This is a genomic window from Streptomyces sp. NPDC002463, from assembly GCF_042889835.1.
In the GTDB taxonomy this organism is placed as follows: Bacteria; Actinomycetota; Actinomycetes; order Streptomycetales; family Streptomycetaceae; genus Streptomyces; species Streptomyces nymphaeiformis.
On record NZ_JBIARL010000012.1, the window covers coordinates 179,941 to 196,067 of the forward strand.

Genomic DNA, 16,127 nt, shown 5'->3' on the forward strand with positions numbered 1-16,127 from the left:
CCACGGCTGTCATGTGCTCGGCTGTTCAGGTGTCGCCGGTTCTCCGTGGAGCCCGCCCGGTCGGCGGTTCCTGTGGCCGTCGGGGGCGTGCCCGGTCAGGGTTCCTCGCCGGTGCGACGACTGGACGCTCGCCAAAGCACCGGACAGCAGCGTGACCAACTCCTCGATGACCGGGAGGCGGGCGCCGGGTCTGCTCACGGCCAGGACCTCGCGGTGGAGCGGTGCGGCCCCGGGCGGAAGAACGACCGGTTCGACGCCGGACCGGTCGCTCTCCTCGCTGATCAGCGAGGCCGGGATCAGCCCCACCGCCAGACCTGCTCTGATCATGGCCAGCATGCTGTGCAGGTCCTCGGTTTCCAGCGTCACGTCGGGAGAGATCCCCAGGTCCGCCGCCCAGCGGTGCAGCAGCCGCCGGTCGGGGCTGTGGGCGTGGCCCGAGGTCCATTCCATCGTGAGGCATTCCGCCAGTTCCAACGGGCGACGGCCCGGCCGCGTACCCGAGACGAGGAGCAGTGGCTCGTGCCCGAGGGAGGTGACGGCCCACTCGCCCGAGACGGTCGGCGGGTCCTCGGGCAGGTATCGGTAGGCGATGAGCAGGTCCAGGTCTCCCGATCTGACCCTGGGCAGCCCTTCGCGCGTCTCCACGATGACGAGACGGATGCGGGGGCCGAGGCCACGGGACCGCAGAGCGGACAGGATCTCGGGGAACAGATGACTCATCGCGCTGGGGTAGGCCCCGACGCGCACGTCCGCGATGTCATGGTTGGAGATGCCTTTGGCGGCGTCCTGGAACCGGGCGGTGGCGTCGAAGAGCGTTTCGGCCGCCTGCGCGAGTGCGCGGCCGGCCGCGGTCAGGATGAGCCGGCTGCCGGGGCGGCGGACGATCAGTTCGATGCCCATGTCGCGTTCCAGCGCGGCGATGTGCTGGGACACCGCGGACGGCACGTAGCCGAGGGCCGTGGCGGCCTCGGCCATGGAACCTCGGTCCACCACGGCCATGAACGTGGACAGGAGCTTCAGGTCGGGCTGTGCATTCATGGATCGTGAACTCTCTCTTCTCGACCCATCGCTTTACGTGTCTTTCCGGCCGATGCCAGAGTTTAGGCATCCCGCCCGTAGGACGCGATCCGGCCGCACAGCGCCGACCGTCCACGCGAGCGCCCCCCGTCGCCAGAAAGCCGAGGCCATGGCCATCGACCTGACCGCCCTCCGGGCCCATTTCCCCTCCCTCGACCACGGCCTCGCCTTCTTCGACGGCCCCGGCGGAACCCAGACCCCCCGCCCCGTCGCCGACGCCATCACCGCGACACTGACCGGCCCCCTCTCCAACCGGGGGACGGTCAGCCCGTCCGAGCTCAACGCCGAACGCGCCGTCGCGGAGTTCCGGGCCGCCTACGCCGACCTGCTCCACATGCCCGCCCGCGGCATCATCCACGGGCGCAGCGCCACCCAGCTCACGTACGACTTCTCCCGCCACCTGGCCAAGGGCTGGGAGGAGGGCGACGAGATCGTCCTCAGCCGCCTGGACCACGACTGCAACGTCCGCCCATGGGTCCAGGCGGCAGGGCGCGCCGGAGTGACGGTCCGCTGGATCGAGATCGACCACGAGACGGCGGAGCTCGACCTCGATTCGTACGAGCGGGCGCTGTCCCCTCGCACGCGGCTGGTCGCGGTCACGGCGGCCTCGAACGTCCTGGGCACCAAGCCGCCCCTGCGCCGGATCGCCGACCGGGCGCACGAGGTAGGCGCCCTAGTGTACGCGGACGGCGTCCACTACGCCGCCCACCACCTGGTGGACGTCCCCGCGCTGGGCGCGGACCTGTTCGTCTGCTCGCCGTACAAATTCCTCGGACCGCACTGCGGAGTGCTCGCGGCAGCGCCCGAACTCCTCGAAACCCTCCACCCGGACAAGCTCCTGCCGTCCCCCGACACCGTGCCGGAGCGCTTCGAGTTCGGCACGCTCCCGTACGAGATCCTGGCCGGCGCCACCGCCGCCGTGGACTTCCTCGCCGCGATCGACCCCGGCGCGGGGGCCACGCGCAGGGAGCGCCTCGCGCATTCCCTGGGCTCCCTGCACGAGCACGAGCAGGCGCTGCGCACGCGGGTGGAGGAGGGCCTGCGCGCCCTGGGCGACGCCGTCACCGTGCACTCGAAGGCGGCCGACCGTACCCCGACCCTCCTGATGACCCTCCAGGGCCGCGACGCCCGCGAGGCCCAGGCGCATCTGGCCGCCCGCGGCGTCCTGGCCCCCGCGGGGTCGTTCTACGCGTACGAGCCCTTCGCCGCCCTGAAGCTGGAGGACCCCGCCCTGCGGGTGGGCCTGGCGCCGTACAACACCGCCGAGGACGTGGACAGGCTCCTCGACGGCCTCTCCTCCTTCCTCCGGGGCTGAACGTCCAGACCATGACGAAGCCCCAGGTCGCTGACCCGGGGCTTCGTTCAAGAGCGGATGACGGGAATCGAACCCGCGCCATGAGCTCGGGAAGCTCAAGAGCCGGGTGGACACCGGGGCGTAGGGCTCACGCCGTCTCCCGCCCCGCCCATGCGCGCCGACAGGCGGGGCCGTCCGCCAGCCGGTCAGTCGGCCAGTCGTTCCAGGGCCGCCGTCGCCAGGCGGAGCGCGGCGTGCAGTCCGCTCACCTCCGCGACGGTGGGGCGGACGACACCGGACCACTCGCCGCGCAGGCCCGGCCAGACCGCCAGAAGCACCTGGGCCCCCGCGAGGCCCAGGTGTGCCGTGACGTCCGTCCGGCCGGCGGGCGCGGGCGTCCAGGACAGCAGGACACGGCCCGGCGGAACACGGCACGGTCCGCCCGATGGCATCCAGGTGGCCATGAGCCGGCCGCCCACCTCGGTCACCGTCGCGCCCCGGACGCCGGCGGGCATGGGTTCGCGGGTCACCGCGGACAGCGCGACCGGGGACCGGAAGCCCTCGCCGGAGCCCCGGACCAGGGTGAGAACCGGCCCGTTGCCGTCGACGGCCCTGAGCCGCCGCCCGGACGACGAGGGCCTGGCCTGCGTACGGCCGCGGCACCACCGACCGCACCTGTAGTGTCTCGTCACGTCTCCCCCTCCGCCCTCCATGTGTGGGTGTCTCGAACCTCAGTCTTGCGGAGGCGGGGCCTCCACACATCCGTCATGTGACGGTCCTACGGAAAACACGTGTCTCACGGGACCCTCGCGCCGGCTCACCTTCACCACGGAGAAAGACCAGAGCATCGATGAGATCGGACGCACGCTCCAACCGACTGCGCATCCTCGAAGCGGCGACAGAGCTGCTGGCCTCCCCCGGAGCCCCCACCCTGCAGTCCATCGCGCGCCGGGCCGGTGTGGGCCAGGGGACGCTCTATCGCCACTTCCCCACTCGGGAGGCCCTGGTGCTCCAGGTGTACGGGGAGGAGGTGGAAGGGCTGGTCAGCGCGGTTCCGGTGCTGCTGGACGCGCTGCCCCCGGAGCGCGCGCTACGGGCGTGGCTGGAGCGTCTGTTGAACATCGGCAGGGGCATGCCCGGGTTCGCGGACGCGGTGGACGCCGCCACCTCCCTGGCGCCCGGGCTGCGCGGTGAGGCGTACGGGCCGTTGCTCGATGCCTTGTCGGCCCTGGTGAGCGCCAACGAGGCGGCCGGGACCATCGCGCCCGGGACCACGGCCGACGACGTACTTCTGCTGCTGAAGCCCTTGTGGCAGGTCCTTGCTCACAGTGAGGATCGCTCCCCGGAGCACCAACTGTTCGAGACGGTCACGCGAACGCTGTGGCCGGGGCAGCATGACGCCGTCAGTAGAAGTCGTCTCCCTCGTAGAGGGTGAACAGTCGCAGCGTCTCCACGTAGAGCCACACCAGGGTCAGGGTGAGTCCGAACGCGGCCAGCCAGGACTGGGCGCGGGAGGCGCCGTACGTGATGCCGTCCTCGACCTGCCGCAGGTGCAGCGGCAGGAAGGAGGCACCCAGGACGACGCCCACGAGGGCCATGAAGACGCCGAGGCCGAAGGGGCGCAGGCCCAGTGCGTCCGCGCCCATGAGGGGGAGCAGCAGCAGGTCGGCGAGCGCGAGCAGGGCCAGGCCGAGCAGCGCGGCGCCGACGAAGGCGTGACCCCGGTGGCTCGCCCGTATCCAGTGCAGTCCGGAGGCGATCAGCACTCCCGCGGAGGCCGCGATCGTCCCGAGCACGGTCTGGACGAAGAGGCCGGGCGACAGGTGGTGGGAGACAGTCGCGGAAAGTGTGCCGAGGAACAGGCCCTGGCACGCCGCGAAGAGCAGGGTGCGAGTCGGGGACGGCAGGTTCCGGCGGTACTGCGTCACCACCAGCACCGCGGTGAGGGCGGCCGCCGCGAGGACGATGCCGTACGACGCGAGCGTGCCGATCCGTTGGAGGGGCAGTACGGTCCACGTCAGCACGGCCGTGAGGGCCGTGACGCCGAGGGAGGCCGCGGCACGGGGCAGGACGGCTCCCATCGTCATCAGGTCACCGACGAAGAACGGCAGCGGAGCGGGCCCGTGGCCGGGGTCCGGGTCGTGGCCCGCCCCGAACCGGTCGCGTACGACGGCGACTCCGGTCCGCTGGTCCCCGGCCGCGGTCTTCTGCCCGCCTCGCCGCCTGAACTGGGGCCGGGAAAGGATCGGGTTGCTGCTCTTCAGCGTTCGCTGCTCGACGAAGGCCACGTCGGTTCCTCATCTCCGTGTCGGACGTGCCGGCGGTCGTGTGCGTCCCGGATGCTGACGGACCTGCCGGACGTGTCGGCCTGTCTCACCGTGCACCGGCGGACGGACCACGCACATCAGTCACTTGACGGTGGGATCCGGGGTGAACCACGGAACGACCGCCCACGTTGTCCGGGTGGAGGGTCTGTTCGCCCTCACACTGGTGCCTGCGGCGAACAGGCATGCCCGTGGGACGACTGGTCACGACGGTCTCGGCGGCGGACCCGCGGTCCGGAAGTACGGATCCTTCCGGACCGCGCCTCCTCGTCCGGCGGCCCGGTCAGTTCTTCAGCCGGTGCGGATGCGCGGGGTACGCCCCCAGGACGCGCACCTCGGAGGAGAAGAACCTCAGCTCGTCCAGGGCGAGGGCGACGCGCTCGTCGTCGGGGTGTCCCTCGATCTCGACGTAGAAGCGGCTGGCGCCGAGGCCCGCGCCGATCTGGTAGCTCTCGATCTTGGTGAGGTTGACCCCGCTGCTGGCGAATCCGCCGAGGGCCTTGTACAGCGCGCTGGGGATGTTGCGCACGCTGAAGAACAGGCTTGTCATCGACGGTTGTGCCGGGTCGGTGGCCGGGGCCGCCTCCCGGGACAGGACGACGAACCGTGTGGTGTTGTCCGGGTCGTCCTCGACTCCCGGGCGCAGCACCTCGAGGCCGTGGAGCTCGGCCGCGGCGGGCGGTGCGAGGGCCGCGTGCCGGGGGTCGCCCAGCTCGGCCACCTCACGCGCGGCTCCGGCGGTGTCGTCGCTGACGAGGGTGCGCCAGCCGCCCTCCCGCAGCACCTTCCGGCACTGTCCCAGGGCGTGCACGTGGCTGCGGACGCACTCCACCTGGTCCGGGGTGGTTCCGGGCACGCCCATCAGGTCGAAGCGGATGGCGAGGAAGTACTCGGCGACGATGAACAGTCCCGACTCCGGCAACAGGTGGTGCACGTCGGCGACGCGTCCGGCCGCGGAGTTGTCCACCGGGATCACGGCCACGTCGGCGTCGCCGAAGGTCACGGCGTCCAGGGCCTGCTCGAAGCCGGTGCAGGGCAGTCCGACGCTCTCGGGATACAGGGCGCGTGCGGCGGTCGCGGAGTTGGATCCGGGTTCACCCTGGTACGCGACGGTGGTCGCCATGTTCTGCCTTCCTGCGGGATGTTCTGTCGTGCGGCAGGAGCTCCGTTGCGTACCGCGCTTGCTGAAGTATGGGTGAGCCGGCCTCGATCACGGCCACGAGGGGGTGCCGGTCGCTGTTCCCGTCCAGCGCCAGTACGTGTTGGTACGCCGCCGCGAGAACGTGGTGAACGACGTTCGCGACCTGCCGGACCCGCGCGGCGATCCGCTCCTCGACGTCCGGGGGGAGGCCGTCGCGCGCGGTGGGGCACCCGATCAGGGTTGCCGCCAGGCTCAGCCGCTCGTCGTGCAGCAGGGCCGCCAGTTCCGCCTGCAGGACGGTGTGCGCGCCCGTCTCCCGCAGCGCGTTCCCGCTGGGTGTCCGGTAGGACAGGACGTCGGTCATCCGGCGGGCCGCCCCCAGCGCCATGGCGACGACCGCCGTCCAGAAGAAGGTCGCGTCCCCGGTCCGCAACGGCGTGCCCGTCGTGTACGTGGCGAATCCGATCGGCACGTACAGGTCGATCAGCCGGAACCCGGGCCCCGGCGACGCGTCGTGGTCGTGCCTGCCTCTGGCGCCGGGGAGGCTCTTCGTGGGCACCACGAAGAGATCCGGGTTGCCGGCCTCGGTGACGCCCCGCACGGGCTGCTGCCGACCGTCGGCGTTCGGCAGGGCTACCCACGGCTCCGTTTCCTCGGGCGAGGGCAGGTGCCACACCCCGGACAGCGCGAAGCCGCCGGAGGAGGGCTGTGTCACCGGAATCCTCGGCAGGCCGGCAGGGGGAAGGGCGGTGGTGAGGGGCGCGGCCCAGTTCCAGGTGCGGGTGAAGGCCCGCCACGCCTCTGCGGGATCGGCGTGGCCCTGCGCCTCGTAGGACGAGAGCACCTCCGTGAGGCCGGCCGTGGGTCCCGGCGGATTCGGTGGGTCGTCGTGCGCGAACATCGACATGCGTCTAGGCCGCCTGTTCGCCGATGTGGGTTCCTGGCGCCGTCAGGACGACGTCGTGCGACTCCTCGCAGCGGAACGCCTCGAGCCTGGCGGCGACAGCCGTGCCGGCCGCTCCGCAGCCGATGATCAGGACGCGTTCTCCGACCGGGAAGCGGACGTCACCGGGCAGTGCGGCCGAACCGTTCCGGCCCGCGTGGGAGAGCCCGGCGGGCAGGCCGGGAATCCGGTTCGGTGGATGGGGGAGCCAGACGGTCTCGCCGCCGTCCGTCATCGTGCATCAGCTTCTTCCCGCATCGGCCTCAACATGTTCAGGACCGCTTCGTTCGGCAACGTTCACTGGCCCCATTCATGATACGTGTGTGTATCAGGTGTGACCGATCGTGTGAGGATCGCCACTGCGAGGAGTGGACTCTTCAGGCAACCTGAGGTGCGTCGCGCAAGAGACACTTCGGCCATAACCAGTGACGGGAACCCCTGGAGGGATTTACTCTTTTGCCTCAAGCAGGGCGCAGAACGGTGATAAACGTGTCTCGGTCGCAGTGGAACCTCGCGTGTGGGGTCGCATGGCTCATTCCGTCACCTGTACTCGCGCCGTACGGCGGACGGTCCGGGATCAGCCGCGTGCCTCGGCCGCTGTGCCGGCGCGATATGTATGTCCGGGCATGATGGCGCCCCGTACCAGGCCGGGGAGCCATGAAGGGAGTGGGGGACGTTGAAGTCGATCACCGGGACTCTGGTCGGCCGTGAGCGTGAGCAGGAGGTGTTGGCCGAGTTCGTGTCGGCCGCGGGAGGGCGGTCTCTGGTACTGCGCGGTGACACCGGTGTGGGCAAGAGCGCCCTGCTGGATCATGTCGCCGGCCTCGCGGCGGACGAGACGCACAGAGTGATGCGGGCGGCGGGCGTCGAGGCCGAGTCGGGCCTCCCCTTCGCGGGCCTGCACCAGTTCCTGTACCCGCTGCTCCCGTACATCGACCGGCTGGACGACAGCCACCGGGAGGTCTTCGACGTCGTCTTCGGCAGGGCCCGGAGCGCACCTCCCTCGGTCATGACCCTCGGCATCGCGGTCCTCGATCTGTTCGCGCTCGCGGCGTCGCAGAAGCCCATCGTGCTGGTGCTCGACGACGGACAGTGGCTGGACGCCTCCAGCACCGAGGTGTTCGGCTTCGTCGGACGCCGGCTCACCGGCAGTTCGGTGAAGCTCGTCGTCGGGCTGCGCGCCGACGTGTCTTCGGGCTTCGACACGGCGGCGCTCCCCGCACTGCCCGTGACGACCCTGTCGGAGAAGGTCTCCGAGGAGCTCCTGGATCTGCACCATCCCGGACTGGATGCCCGGATCCGCCGTCTGGTCCTGGACGAGGCCCAGGGAAATCCGCTGGCCCTGCTGGAACTGCCGCCGTACGTACGGGGCGGCCGGGCAGGACGCGATCGCGGGGAACCGTTCGGCTACAGCGGTGTCCCACTGCCCCTGCGTCTCCAGCACGTCTACGGCTCACGCATCGAGGCGCTCGACCACACCGTACGCGCGGTGCTCCTCCAGGGTGCTCTGGACGGTGTGGGCGCCGGCACGGGAGCCGGCCGGACCCGGGCCACGCGCTACCGCATGCTGGACGCCGACCAGGCCGCGTCCTACGGCCTGGTGGACATCGACCCGCTCACCGGTGACTTCGTCTTCCGTCACCCCTTGGTGCGCTCGACCGTCGTCCAGATGGCGACCCCCAACGAGCGGCGCGCGGCGCACGCGGCCCTCGCACAGGTGCACATCGAGGATGTGGAACGGTACGCCTCGCACCTGGGCGCCTCGACGGTGGACCCCGACGAGGAGGCCGCCGCGGCGCTGGAGGCGGCCGCGGACTCCGCGACCCGACGAGGAGGCGCGATGGCCGCCGTCGCCTGGATGACGCGGGCCGCGGAGCTGAGCGAGAGCCCTGAGGCACGCTCCAGGCGGCTGGGCGACGCGGCGTTCATCGCCGGGCACACCGGCCAACTGGACCAGGCTCAGCGCCTGGTCCACTCCGACATCGCGTCCGGCACCGGCGAATCCCCGGCTTCCGTGGTGACGTCCGCGTACGTCGCGCTGTACGAGGACGGTGACGTGCGTTCCTCCCAGTTGCAGGTGACCGGGGCGATCGAGCACCTGCGTGCCGGCGGGGCGCTGGAACCGAGCGAGGTCCTCACGCGCCTGGTCAACCTGCTGCTGGCGATCAATCAGTACGCGAGCGACGCGGCCCAGTGGGAGCGAACCCACGAACTGCTCGGCTCCCTGGGCGACCTGGTCGCCCCCGCTTCGCGGATATACCAGGACGCGTGGAGCGACGTGGTGCGTCGTGGCACCGATGTGCATCGGCGGGTGGAGAGCGCCTTCGCCGACCTCCGTGGCCTGGAGCCGTGGGACCTCACCCGGCTGGGAGTCGCCGCCTATCACGTCGACGCCCTCAGCCGGTACCGCCCCCATCTGCAGCGCACGGTGGACCGCGAGGTGGAGACCGGGGCGGTGGCGGCCGCCATGACCATGCTGCACCTGATCATGCTGGACCAGATGGCGGTCGGCGAGTGGGCCGAGGCCGAGCGCACCGGACAACGGAATCTGGAACTGACGACCTCCCATCGGCACGCACTCTTCGCGCATCACACCCGGGCGTATCTGGGCCTGCTGGCCGCGATGCGGGGCGAGACCGACCGCGCCCGTGAACTGCAGGCCGCCGTCGACTCCTGGGCGCGCCCCCGCGGCGTCGGCTTCCTCACCCAGATCGCCGACTCCATCGGCACCACCGCGGCCCTCAGCGACGGCGACTACGAAGCCGCGTACCTCCACGCCATCGGCATCACGTCCCCGGGCACCTTCGAGCCGTACGCGCACCAGGCCAGCCGCACCCTCCTCGACCTCGTCGAGGCGGCGCTGCACACCGGCCGCTCCGAACAAGCCCGTCAGCACGCTCTCGCGGCCCGGGATGCCAACCTCCCGGACGTCTCGCCCCGCCTCGCCCTCATCACCTACGGCGTGCTGGCCATGACCGCCACCGACCCCGCCGAAGCCGACCATCTGTACAACCGGGCCAAGAACCACCCCGCCGCCTCCCGCTTCCCCTTCGAACACGCCCGCGTCTGCCTCTCCCACGGCATCCACCTCCGGCACACCCAGGGCAGGAAGGTCGCGCGGGTCTCCCTCACCCTGGCGGCCGAGACGTTCGAGCGTCTGGGCGCGGCCGGATGGGCCGAGCGAGCCCGAGCCGAACTGCGGGCGACCGGAGCTCCTTCCGCCCTCGTCTCCTCGCCGAATCTCGCGGCACTGACGTGGCAGGAACGCCGGATCGCCGCCCTCGCCGCCGGCGGTCTGACCAACAAGGAGATCGGCCAGCGCATGCATCTGTCCCCCCGTACCGTCAGCTCTCATCTGTACCGCGTCTTCCCCAAGCTCGGCATCACCACCCGCGCCGCGCTCCGCGACGCGCTGAGCAGACTTCCCGGAGATCAGAACGTGTGACTCCGCGTTCAGACCTCCGTGGCGCGGGCGTGTACGCCATGTGCGTCGAGCCAACCGAGGACATGGTCGGCGACGTCACGCCACCCTCTGTCGATGACCAGGGAGTGGCCGCGGTCCGCGAACTGCTTCAGGTCGGTCACCGCGGTGCTGTCGCCGTACTCCTTGTAGACGGCACGGGTGACGGAGTCGGGCACCAGTCGGTCCTCCTGCCCGGAGATCAGCAGGAGCGGGCCGCGACCGGCGTTGGCGGTGTCGGCCGCGGCCCGTGGGCTGCGGGCCGTGCCGGCACACCCCAGGTCGGTGAGAAGCCGGCGCGGCGCGGGCAGTACGTACCGCTCGAAGAGCCGGTGGGCCTCCGCTGCCTCTTCGGTGTTGGCGAAGAGGCGGTGGAACTGCTCGGCGGACAAGGCCACGAGGTGGTCGGTGCCCTCGTACTGTTCGGGGGTCCACGGCTGGGGTGGTCCCGCGGCCAGCGGAACGTCGTTGACCGGAGCGGGCGCGATGGCCACGGCGGCCCGGACGACGTTGAGGCCGACGAGATGCTGCGCGATGAGGCCTCCGACGGAATGGCCCACGATCACCGGCGGGACGTCGAACGAACGCGCCATCGCGGCGTAGTGATCGGTCAACGCGTCGAGTCCGATCCCGGCGAGCGTCTCGGGAGACGTGTGCGCGTCGGGCGCCGCGTCGGCCTGTCCCGGCCATCCGGGGGCGACGGCGTGGAATCCGCGACTGGCGAAGCGATCCACCCACAACTCCCAGGACAGCGCGTTCAGCCACGCTCCCTGGACGAAGACGACGGGAGTACGGTCCACGGTTGGCTCCTCCGACCACGACGACCACCCGGCACCAGAACGCGGGCGACGCTTCCAGAATCCTTCGGCCACGCCTCACGGGCGACAGTCGAATGACTTAATGTGGGCGGGCCTTGCCGAGCAGCGGGAAGCGTAGGTCGGTACGGCCCGGGAAGGGGCCCTGAGCAGCCGCGTCCCGGAGGACCGGGCGGGCCTGACAGGGCCATGTCCCTCTCAGGCCCGGTTCTCCGCCTGGAACATCCAGCTCTGCTTCTCCAACTCGGCCGTCAGGCCGATCAGCAGGTCCTGGGTCACGGCGTCCACCGGCCCCAGCTCGTCGACGCGCCCCCGCACCCGCTCGATGACGGCGGAGAACGTGTGCACCAGAGCATCGACGACGTCGGCGTCCTTCGTCCAGCCGGGCGGGAAGGCCGGCACGTTGCTGGTGTCGGCGATGGTGGCGGCCCGTCCGTCCGGGCTGACCCCCAGCGCCGCGGCGCGTTCGGCGACGGTGTCGGCGAAGGTGCGGGCGGCGGTGACGACCTCGTCGAGCTGGAGGTGGACGGAGCGGAAGCGCGGGCCGTACAGGTTCCAGTGCGCCTGCTTGGCCACCAGGGACAGGTCGAGCAGATCGACCAGGGTGGCCTGCAGGGCGGATCCGGCGACCTCGCGGTCCTTCTCCGGCAGCGGTCCGGTGATGACGGTCATGGAAGTGCGGTCCTCATCCGTGAGCGGGCGGTTCCGGCGCGGCTCGAAGGCGAGCCGGTGGGTTGGCGAAGGCGTGGGAGCCGGGTGTCCCCGGGGCACGCCGCGACGTTCACAGCGGTGGCGAAGAAGTCGGTGAGCGTGTCGACGGCGGGGTCGAGGTACTGCTCCGGACCACCGCCGCACATGCGGTGCGTTCCTCGTGCTCTCACTGTGCGCTGCGGCATCCGGTACGGGATCAGTCAAATGACGGTCACCTTGCGAACGTGTCGACATGAACACGTTCATTGCCGCTTCAGCACGTTTCTGAGATCGCGCCAGGTCGGAGCAGGTGGAGACGATGGGATTCCGCCTGGGAAAGATCCTGCCCCCTCACATGTGTGTCGCGACCGGGGCAGGCGGCGCGACACTGGAGGGCATGAACGCGGATACACATCTCCACGTCGGTGCATTCCTCAAGGCTCGTCGGGGGCAGTTGTCGCCCCAGGAATGCGGCCTGCCCGAAACCGACTCCACCCGCAGGGTCACCGGACTGCGTCGCGAAGAAGTCGCCCGCCTGGCCGCCATCAGCGTCGACTACTACACCCGTCTCGAACAGGGCCGCGTCCGCGCCTCCGCTCCCGTCCTCGCCACCCTCGCCCAAGCCCTCCGCCTCGACGAAGACCAACAACGCTACCTCTATCGACTCGCCGGCCGCACCGACCCGCAACCCCGCCGCCGCACCACCCAACGCGTCCGCCCCGCCATGCAGCGCCTCCTCGACCGACTCCCCCACACCCCCGCCCTCGTCCTCGGCAAACGCCTCGACATCCTCGCCTGGAACACCGCCGCCACCCGCCTCTACACCGACTTCGCCGCCCTCCCCCCGAGCCACCGCAACTACATCCACCTCCTCTTCACCGACCCCGACGTCAAGAACCTCCACCCCAACTGGCGACACGACGCCCGCGAAGCCGTCGCCGCGCTGCGCATGGAAGCCGCCACCAACCCCGACGACCCCCACCTCGCCCGCCTCGTCGGCGCCCTCTCCGTGACCGACAAGGACTTCCGCACCTGGTGGGCCCAACACCACGTCACCACCACCGCCCACGCCACCAAGCACTACCACCACCCCCTGGTCGGCGACCTGACCCTCGACTGCGACACCTGGAACAGCCCGGACGACTCCGGACAACGCCTCATGCTCCTCACCGCCCCGCCCCAGACCCCCTCCCACGACGCCCTCCACATCCTCACCACCTGGACCGACGAGCCATTCGCCACCGACCGGACGAAGGAGCTGCCCCGATGACCGCTTGGACGCAGGAGGAACTGGCCCTGTTCTCCGAGGCCTACGCCCTGGTCCTGACCGCCGGCGACAGCGGCGACCTCGGTGTGGAGGTCGGCATGGTCACCGCGGGCGGTCAGCTGTACGTCCGTGCCTACAGCGGAGTCCGCTCCCGCTGGTATCAGGCGGCGCAGCAGCACGGTCACGGGCGGATCCGGGTGGACGGCGTCACCCGAGAAGTCCTGCTCCGCACCGAGGGCATCGATCCCTCTGCCGAGATCGACGATGCCTTCCGCGCGAAGTACGGACAGGTGGCAAGCTTCCTCCTCGGCAACGCCGACGCGAGGGCCGCGACGATCCGGATCTCGCCGTCGCGCCGAGGGAACAGGCTCGCGGCAGACGGCTGATACCGGCCTCTGATTCTCGTCCTCACCCCCGCGGACGGCCCTGCACCACCCCGGACATGCTGCTGGCCGACAAGACGTACTCATCGCGCGCCATCCACCAAGAAGATGTGGCGTCCCCGCAACGCCCGCCGAGGCTGCCGCCTGTGCCTGATCGACTCCCCCATGCCAGGCGACAGCTGGATCATCACAACCTGATCAAGTCCCCACACAGGTTGTACACAATCCGGCAGGCTGACCCGATGCGCATCAAGACCACCACCCTTATCGCGGGCGCCACTCTCGTGCTCAGCCTCACCGCCTGCGAGGGGGGCAGCAAGTCCGGCTCGGACACACCGCGCCCCGCCCGGTCCACCGAACCGACCGCGGCCGCCACGACCGAGGCCCCCGAGGCCGACGCCGAGGTGGGCACCTTGCCCGACATGACGGGCAAGGGCCTCCAGTCCTCGCAGGACCAGGCACAGGCCGCCGGCTTCTACAACCTGCACTCCCACGACGCCCTCGGCCGTGGACGCGTGCAAGCCCTCGACAGGAACTGGAAGGTCTGCGGCCAGATCCCGGCCGCGGGCAAGCACCCCACCGACGTCAAGATCGACTTCGCGGCGGTCAAGCTCGAAGAGGACTGCCCGAACAACGACCAGGGCAGCACCGACCCCCAGGTCAGCACCACCATGCCCGACTTCACCGGGAAATCCGTCAAGGTCGCCCGGGAATCGCTCGACAGTTCCACCAGTCTCACCGTCACCGACGCCTCCCCCCAGGACCGCATGGTCATCGTCGAATCCAACTGGCAGGTCTGCACCCAGGAACCCGCCGCCGGCACCAAGCTCGACGGCCGGCCCGTCACCCTCACCGCCGTGAAGTTCGAAGAGAGCTGCTGACCCGATGCGAACGACGACCACCGGCCTCATCGCCGCCGCCACCCTCGCGCTCGCGCTGACCGCCTGTGGCACCACCCCCAAGCCCGACCGGCCCGCGGGCAAGCCCGAGAGCAAGCCCAGCGCCGCCGAGACCCCCCTGAGCCCCGAGGCCAGAGAGAGCATCCGCGCCGCCAACGGCATCCCGCCCGAGCCCTCTCCCGAAGACCGCGGCGCGTTCCTCGCCTTCCTCGACACGATCGACCCCGACATCGTCCACGGCAAGGAAGACAAGGCCATCAGCCGGGGTAAGGACACCTGCTCCACCTACAAGCGCTACCCCGGCGACACGGCCAAGCAGATCGACATGACCAACAAGCGGTGGACCAGCCCGACCCACCCGGAAGGCCACGGCCTCGCCACCGCCGCGAAGATCCTCGACGCATCCCACAAACACCTCTGCCCCGACTTCTGACCCGCCCTGGCCGCTGCGACGGGGAATTGCCCGGCGGAACATGCGACTGTCGGACTATTGGCTCGTTGCGCTCGGCACGGGGCGGGGTGCTCTGACGGATGCCGAGTGGATCCGGCTGGAGCCGCGCTTGCCGACGTCGGGGCAGCGTGGCGGTCGGTGGAACGACCATCGCAGGGTGATCAACGGGATCTTGTTCCGGGTCCGGACGGGCATACCGTGGCGGGATCTTCCCGAGCGTTTCGGCAGTTGGAGGACCGTTGTCGGCGTACACGTGAACGTGCTCAGCCAGGTGCGTGGGAACGTACCCAGCGTCCGCAAGACTCGGATTCCGGGCCCGGCCACCTGGACTCACGGGATGACGAGGACCTTGCCCCGGGTCCGGCCCACTTGGCTGAGACGGTGGACGTCGGCGAGGTCGGACAGGGGACGCGATGAGCTGATGTCGATGCAGACTGTGCCCGCGTCGACGAGGTCCACAAGCGCCCTCAGGTCCGCCACATCGTTGCGGGCGACCATGTGCATCGCGCTCACGCCGGCGTCGAGAGGAGGCTCGATCGGGGTTGCGATCGACACGATCCGCCCTCCCCGCCGCACGAGAGGAGCCAGAGCCGCGGCGTCCTGCGGGCTCAACGGCACCAGGTTGAGCAGGATGTCCACCGGGCCGTCAAGCGCGGTGCTCACCGGTCGAGCGGTGTAGTCCAGGACGTGGTCCGCCCCCTGTCGCAGGACCGCCTCGGTACTCCGGGGACCGGCCGTGGCGATCACCTCGGCCCCTGCGTACTTGGCAAGCTGGGTGACGAAGCCTCCGACGCCGCCGCCCGCACCGTTGACCAGCACCCGCTCGCCCGGGGCCGTCCTTCCGTGCTCGAACACCGCCTGCCACGCCGTCAGGCCGGCGACAGGAAGCGCTGCGGCGTGAGCGAGCGGGACGGACTTCGGTGCCGCGGTCAGCACGGCGGCGGGCGCCCGGACGTATTCGGCAGCCGCACCGCCGCCGTCGAGCCGTCCGATGACACGGTCGCCCACGGCGAACCCCTCCGCCCCTGCGCCGATCTCGGCCACGGTGCCGGCGACGTCCCAGCCGAGCGCGTAGGGCAAGTCCACGGGGAGGAACGCCTGCAGCAGTCCGGCACGCAACGCAGCCTCGGTGGGATTGAACGAGCTGGCGGCGACACGGATGAGCACTTCACCGGAGTCGGGGCGCGGACGCGGAACATCGTCGTAGTGGATCACGGAGGCATCGCCGAACTCGTGGATGCGTGCGGTCTTCATCGTCGCCATGCCGTGAATCTACGAGGGCGGATGAGGACAAGCCATGCGCAAAAACTTCCCCATTCATGCGCGATCGTCTCGCGCTCTACGCTCGGGGCATGGATGTACTGAGTGATGTGGTCGCGGTGA

The 16,127-nt window shown here is 70.5% G+C and carries 16 protein-coding genes, 1 tRNA gene and 1 pseudogene; 8 read left to right on the forward strand and 10 right to left on the reverse strand.

Features of this window, described 5'->3' with window-relative positions; genetic code table 11:
* Positions 1–9: 9 nt before the first annotated feature.
* The gene (locus ACFYX3_RS24610; RefSeq protein WP_389017109.1) at positions 10–1,038 is read right to left on the reverse strand and encodes a LysR family transcriptional regulator; all 1,029 of its coding nucleotides are present in this window, start codon (positions 1,036–1,038) and stop codon (positions 10–12) included.
* A 148-nt stretch (positions 1,039–1,186) separates the two neighbouring features.
* Here ACFYX3_RS24610 and ACFYX3_RS24615 point away from each other — a divergent pair, with 148 nt between their 5' ends.
* Positions 1,187–2,392 (forward strand): cysteine desulfurase-like protein, encoded by a 1,206-nt coding sequence (locus ACFYX3_RS24615; protein ID WP_389017112.1) that lies wholly within the window; start codon positions 1,187–1,189, stop codon positions 2,390–2,392.
* 52 nt (positions 2,393–2,444) lie between these two features.
* Here the strand turns inward: ACFYX3_RS24615 and ACFYX3_RS24620 are convergent.
* Positions 2,445–2,525: transfer RNA gene (locus tag ACFYX3_RS24620), tRNA-Gly, on the reverse strand.
* 52 nt (positions 2,526–2,577) lie between these two features.
* Positions 2,578–3,063: a hypothetical protein gene (locus tag ACFYX3_RS24625; RefSeq protein ID WP_389017115.1), complete on the reverse strand. Its 486-nt coding sequence runs from the start codon at positions 3,061–3,063 to the stop codon at positions 2,578–2,580.
* 158 nt (positions 3,064–3,221) lie between these two features.
* Between ACFYX3_RS24625 and ACFYX3_RS24630 the strand changes: the two genes are divergently transcribed.
* Positions 3,222–3,806: a TetR/AcrR family transcriptional regulator gene (locus tag ACFYX3_RS24630; RefSeq protein ID WP_389017118.1), complete on the forward strand. Its 585-nt coding sequence runs from the start codon at positions 3,222–3,224 to the stop codon at positions 3,804–3,806.
* On the opposite strand, the gene ACFYX3_RS24635 is transcribed toward ACFYX3_RS24630, so the two are convergent.
* From ACFYX3_RS24635 to ACFYX3_RS24650, 4 genes are all read right to left on the reverse strand, one after another.
* Positions 3,775–4,659 carry a Bax inhibitor-1/YccA family protein gene (locus tag ACFYX3_RS24635; protein WP_389017121.1) on the reverse strand — a complete coding sequence of 295 codons (885 nt, stop codon included), beginning with the start codon at positions 4,657–4,659 and terminating at the stop codon, positions 3,775–3,777. The two genes, ACFYX3_RS24630 and ACFYX3_RS24635, sit on opposite strands and share 32 nt — an antisense overlap.
* A 319-nt stretch (positions 4,660–4,978) precedes the next feature.
* Complete coding sequence (locus tag ACFYX3_RS24640) at positions 4,979–5,818, reverse strand: prephenate dehydratase (RefSeq protein WP_389017124.1); 840 nt, start codon at positions 5,816–5,818, stop codon at positions 4,979–4,981.
* The gene (locus tag ACFYX3_RS24645) at positions 5,790–6,743 is read right to left on the reverse strand and encodes a hypothetical protein (protein ID WP_389017127.1); all 954 of its coding nucleotides are present in this window, start codon (positions 6,741–6,743) and stop codon (positions 5,790–5,792) included. Before ACFYX3_RS24645 ends, ACFYX3_RS24640 begins: the two co-directional genes overlap by 29 nt.
* A 4-nt stretch (positions 6,744–6,747) precedes the next feature.
* Complete coding sequence (locus ACFYX3_RS24650) at positions 6,748–7,014, reverse strand: hypothetical protein (RefSeq protein ID WP_389017130.1); 267 nt, start codon at positions 7,012–7,014, stop codon at positions 6,748–6,750.
* 441 nt (positions 7,015–7,455) lie between these two features.
* Here ACFYX3_RS24650 and ACFYX3_RS24655 point away from each other — a divergent pair, with 441 nt between their 5' ends.
* On the forward strand, positions 7,456–10,224 hold the full coding sequence (locus ACFYX3_RS24655) for an AAA family ATPase (protein WP_389017133.1): 2,769 nt from the start codon (positions 7,456–7,458) through the stop codon (positions 10,222–10,224).
* 8 nt (positions 10,225–10,232) lie between these two features.
* Here ACFYX3_RS24655 and ACFYX3_RS24660 read toward each other — a convergent pair whose 3' ends face one another.
* Together ACFYX3_RS24660 and ACFYX3_RS24665 are read right to left on the reverse strand one after the other, a co-directional pair.
* Positions 10,233–11,039 (reverse strand): alpha/beta hydrolase, encoded by an 807-nt coding sequence (locus ACFYX3_RS24660; RefSeq protein ID WP_389017136.1) that lies wholly within the window; start codon positions 11,037–11,039, stop codon positions 10,233–10,235.
* Positions 11,040–11,252: 213 nt separating this feature from the next.
* A complete protein-coding gene (locus tag ACFYX3_RS24665) occupies positions 11,253–11,726 on the reverse strand; it encodes a Dps family protein (RefSeq protein WP_389017140.1) in 474 nt (157 codons plus the stop codon).
* 415 nt (positions 11,727–12,141) lie between these two features.
* On the opposite strand from ACFYX3_RS24665, the gene ACFYX3_RS24670 reads away from it, so the two are divergent.
* The 5 genes and pseudogenes from ACFYX3_RS24670 to ACFYX3_RS24690 all read left to right on the forward strand — a co-directional run.
* Positions 12,142–13,014, forward strand: a complete 873-nt coding sequence (locus ACFYX3_RS24670) for a helix-turn-helix domain-containing protein (protein ID WP_389017143.1) — start codon at positions 12,142–12,144, stop codon at positions 13,012–13,014.
* On the forward strand, positions 13,011–13,397 hold the full coding sequence (locus ACFYX3_RS24675; protein ID WP_389017146.1) for a DUF2255 family protein: 387 nt from the start codon (positions 13,011–13,013) through the stop codon (positions 13,395–13,397). Before ACFYX3_RS24670 ends, ACFYX3_RS24675 begins: the two co-directional genes overlap by 4 nt.
* Positions 13,398–13,636: 239 nt before the next feature.
* Positions 13,637–14,275 (forward strand): PASTA domain-containing protein, encoded by a 639-nt coding sequence (locus ACFYX3_RS24680; protein WP_389017149.1) that lies wholly within the window; start codon positions 13,637–13,639, stop codon positions 14,273–14,275.
* Positions 14,276–14,279: 4 nt separating this feature from the next.
* On the forward strand, positions 14,280–14,726 hold the full coding sequence (locus tag ACFYX3_RS24685) for a DUF732 domain-containing protein (protein WP_389017152.1): 447 nt from the start codon (positions 14,280–14,282) through the stop codon (positions 14,724–14,726).
* Positions 14,727–14,766: 40 nt separating this feature from the next.
* Positions 14,767–14,985: pseudogene (locus ACFYX3_RS24690) on the forward strand (transposase); the annotation flags it as partial.
* 89 nt (positions 14,986–15,074) lie between these two features.
* Here ACFYX3_RS24690 and ACFYX3_RS24695 read toward each other — a convergent pair.
* Positions 15,075–16,007 (reverse strand): NADP-dependent oxidoreductase, encoded by a 933-nt coding sequence (locus tag ACFYX3_RS24695; RefSeq protein ID WP_389017155.1) that lies wholly within the window; start codon positions 16,005–16,007, stop codon positions 15,075–15,077.
* Positions 16,008–16,127 lie beyond the last annotated feature (120 nt).

Bases quoted from the DNA above. Each gene is read 5' to 3' on its own strand.
- ACFYX3_RS24680 (WP_389017149.1), top strand. From the start codon at position 13,637: ATGCGCATCAAGACCACCACCCTTATCGCGGGCGCCACTCTCGTGCTC.
- ACFYX3_RS24615 (WP_389017112.1), top strand. From the start codon at position 1,187: ATGGCCATCGACCTGACCGCCCTCCGGGCCCATTTCCCCTCCCTCGAC.
- ACFYX3_RS24630 (WP_389017118.1), top strand. From the start codon at position 3,222: ATGAGATCGGACGCACGCTCCAACCGACTGCGCATCCTCGAAGCGGCG.
- ACFYX3_RS24675 (WP_389017146.1), top strand. From the start codon at position 13,011: ATGACCGCTTGGACGCAGGAGGAACTGGCCCTGTTCTCCGAGGCCTAC.
- ACFYX3_RS24670 (WP_389017143.1), top strand. From the start codon at position 12,142: ATGAACGCGGATACACATCTCCACGTCGGTGCATTCCTCAAGGCTCGT.
- ACFYX3_RS24665 (WP_389017140.1), bottom strand. From the start codon at position 11,726: ATGACCGTCATCACCGGACCGCTGCCGGAGAAGGACCGCGAGGTCGCC.
- ACFYX3_RS24650 (WP_389017130.1), bottom strand. From the start codon at position 7,014: ATGACGGACGGCGGCGAGACCGTCTGGCTCCCCCATCCACCGAACCGG.
- ACFYX3_RS24645 (WP_389017127.1), bottom strand. From the start codon at position 6,743: ATGTCGATGTTCGCGCACGACGACCCACCGAATCCGCCGGGACCCACG.
- ACFYX3_RS24610 (WP_389017109.1), bottom strand. From the start codon at position 1,038: ATGAATGCACAGCCCGACCTGAAGCTCCTGTCCACGTTCATGGCCGTG.
- ACFYX3_RS24685 (WP_389017152.1), top strand. From the start codon at position 14,280: ATGCGAACGACGACCACCGGCCTCATCGCCGCCGCCACCCTCGCGCTC.
- ACFYX3_RS24640 (WP_389017124.1), bottom strand. From the start codon at position 5,818: ATGGCGACCACCGTCGCGTACCAGGGTGAACCCGGATCCAACTCCGCG.
- ACFYX3_RS24695 (WP_389017155.1), bottom strand. From the start codon at position 16,007: ATGGCGACGATGAAGACCGCACGCATCCACGAGTTCGGCGATGCCTCC.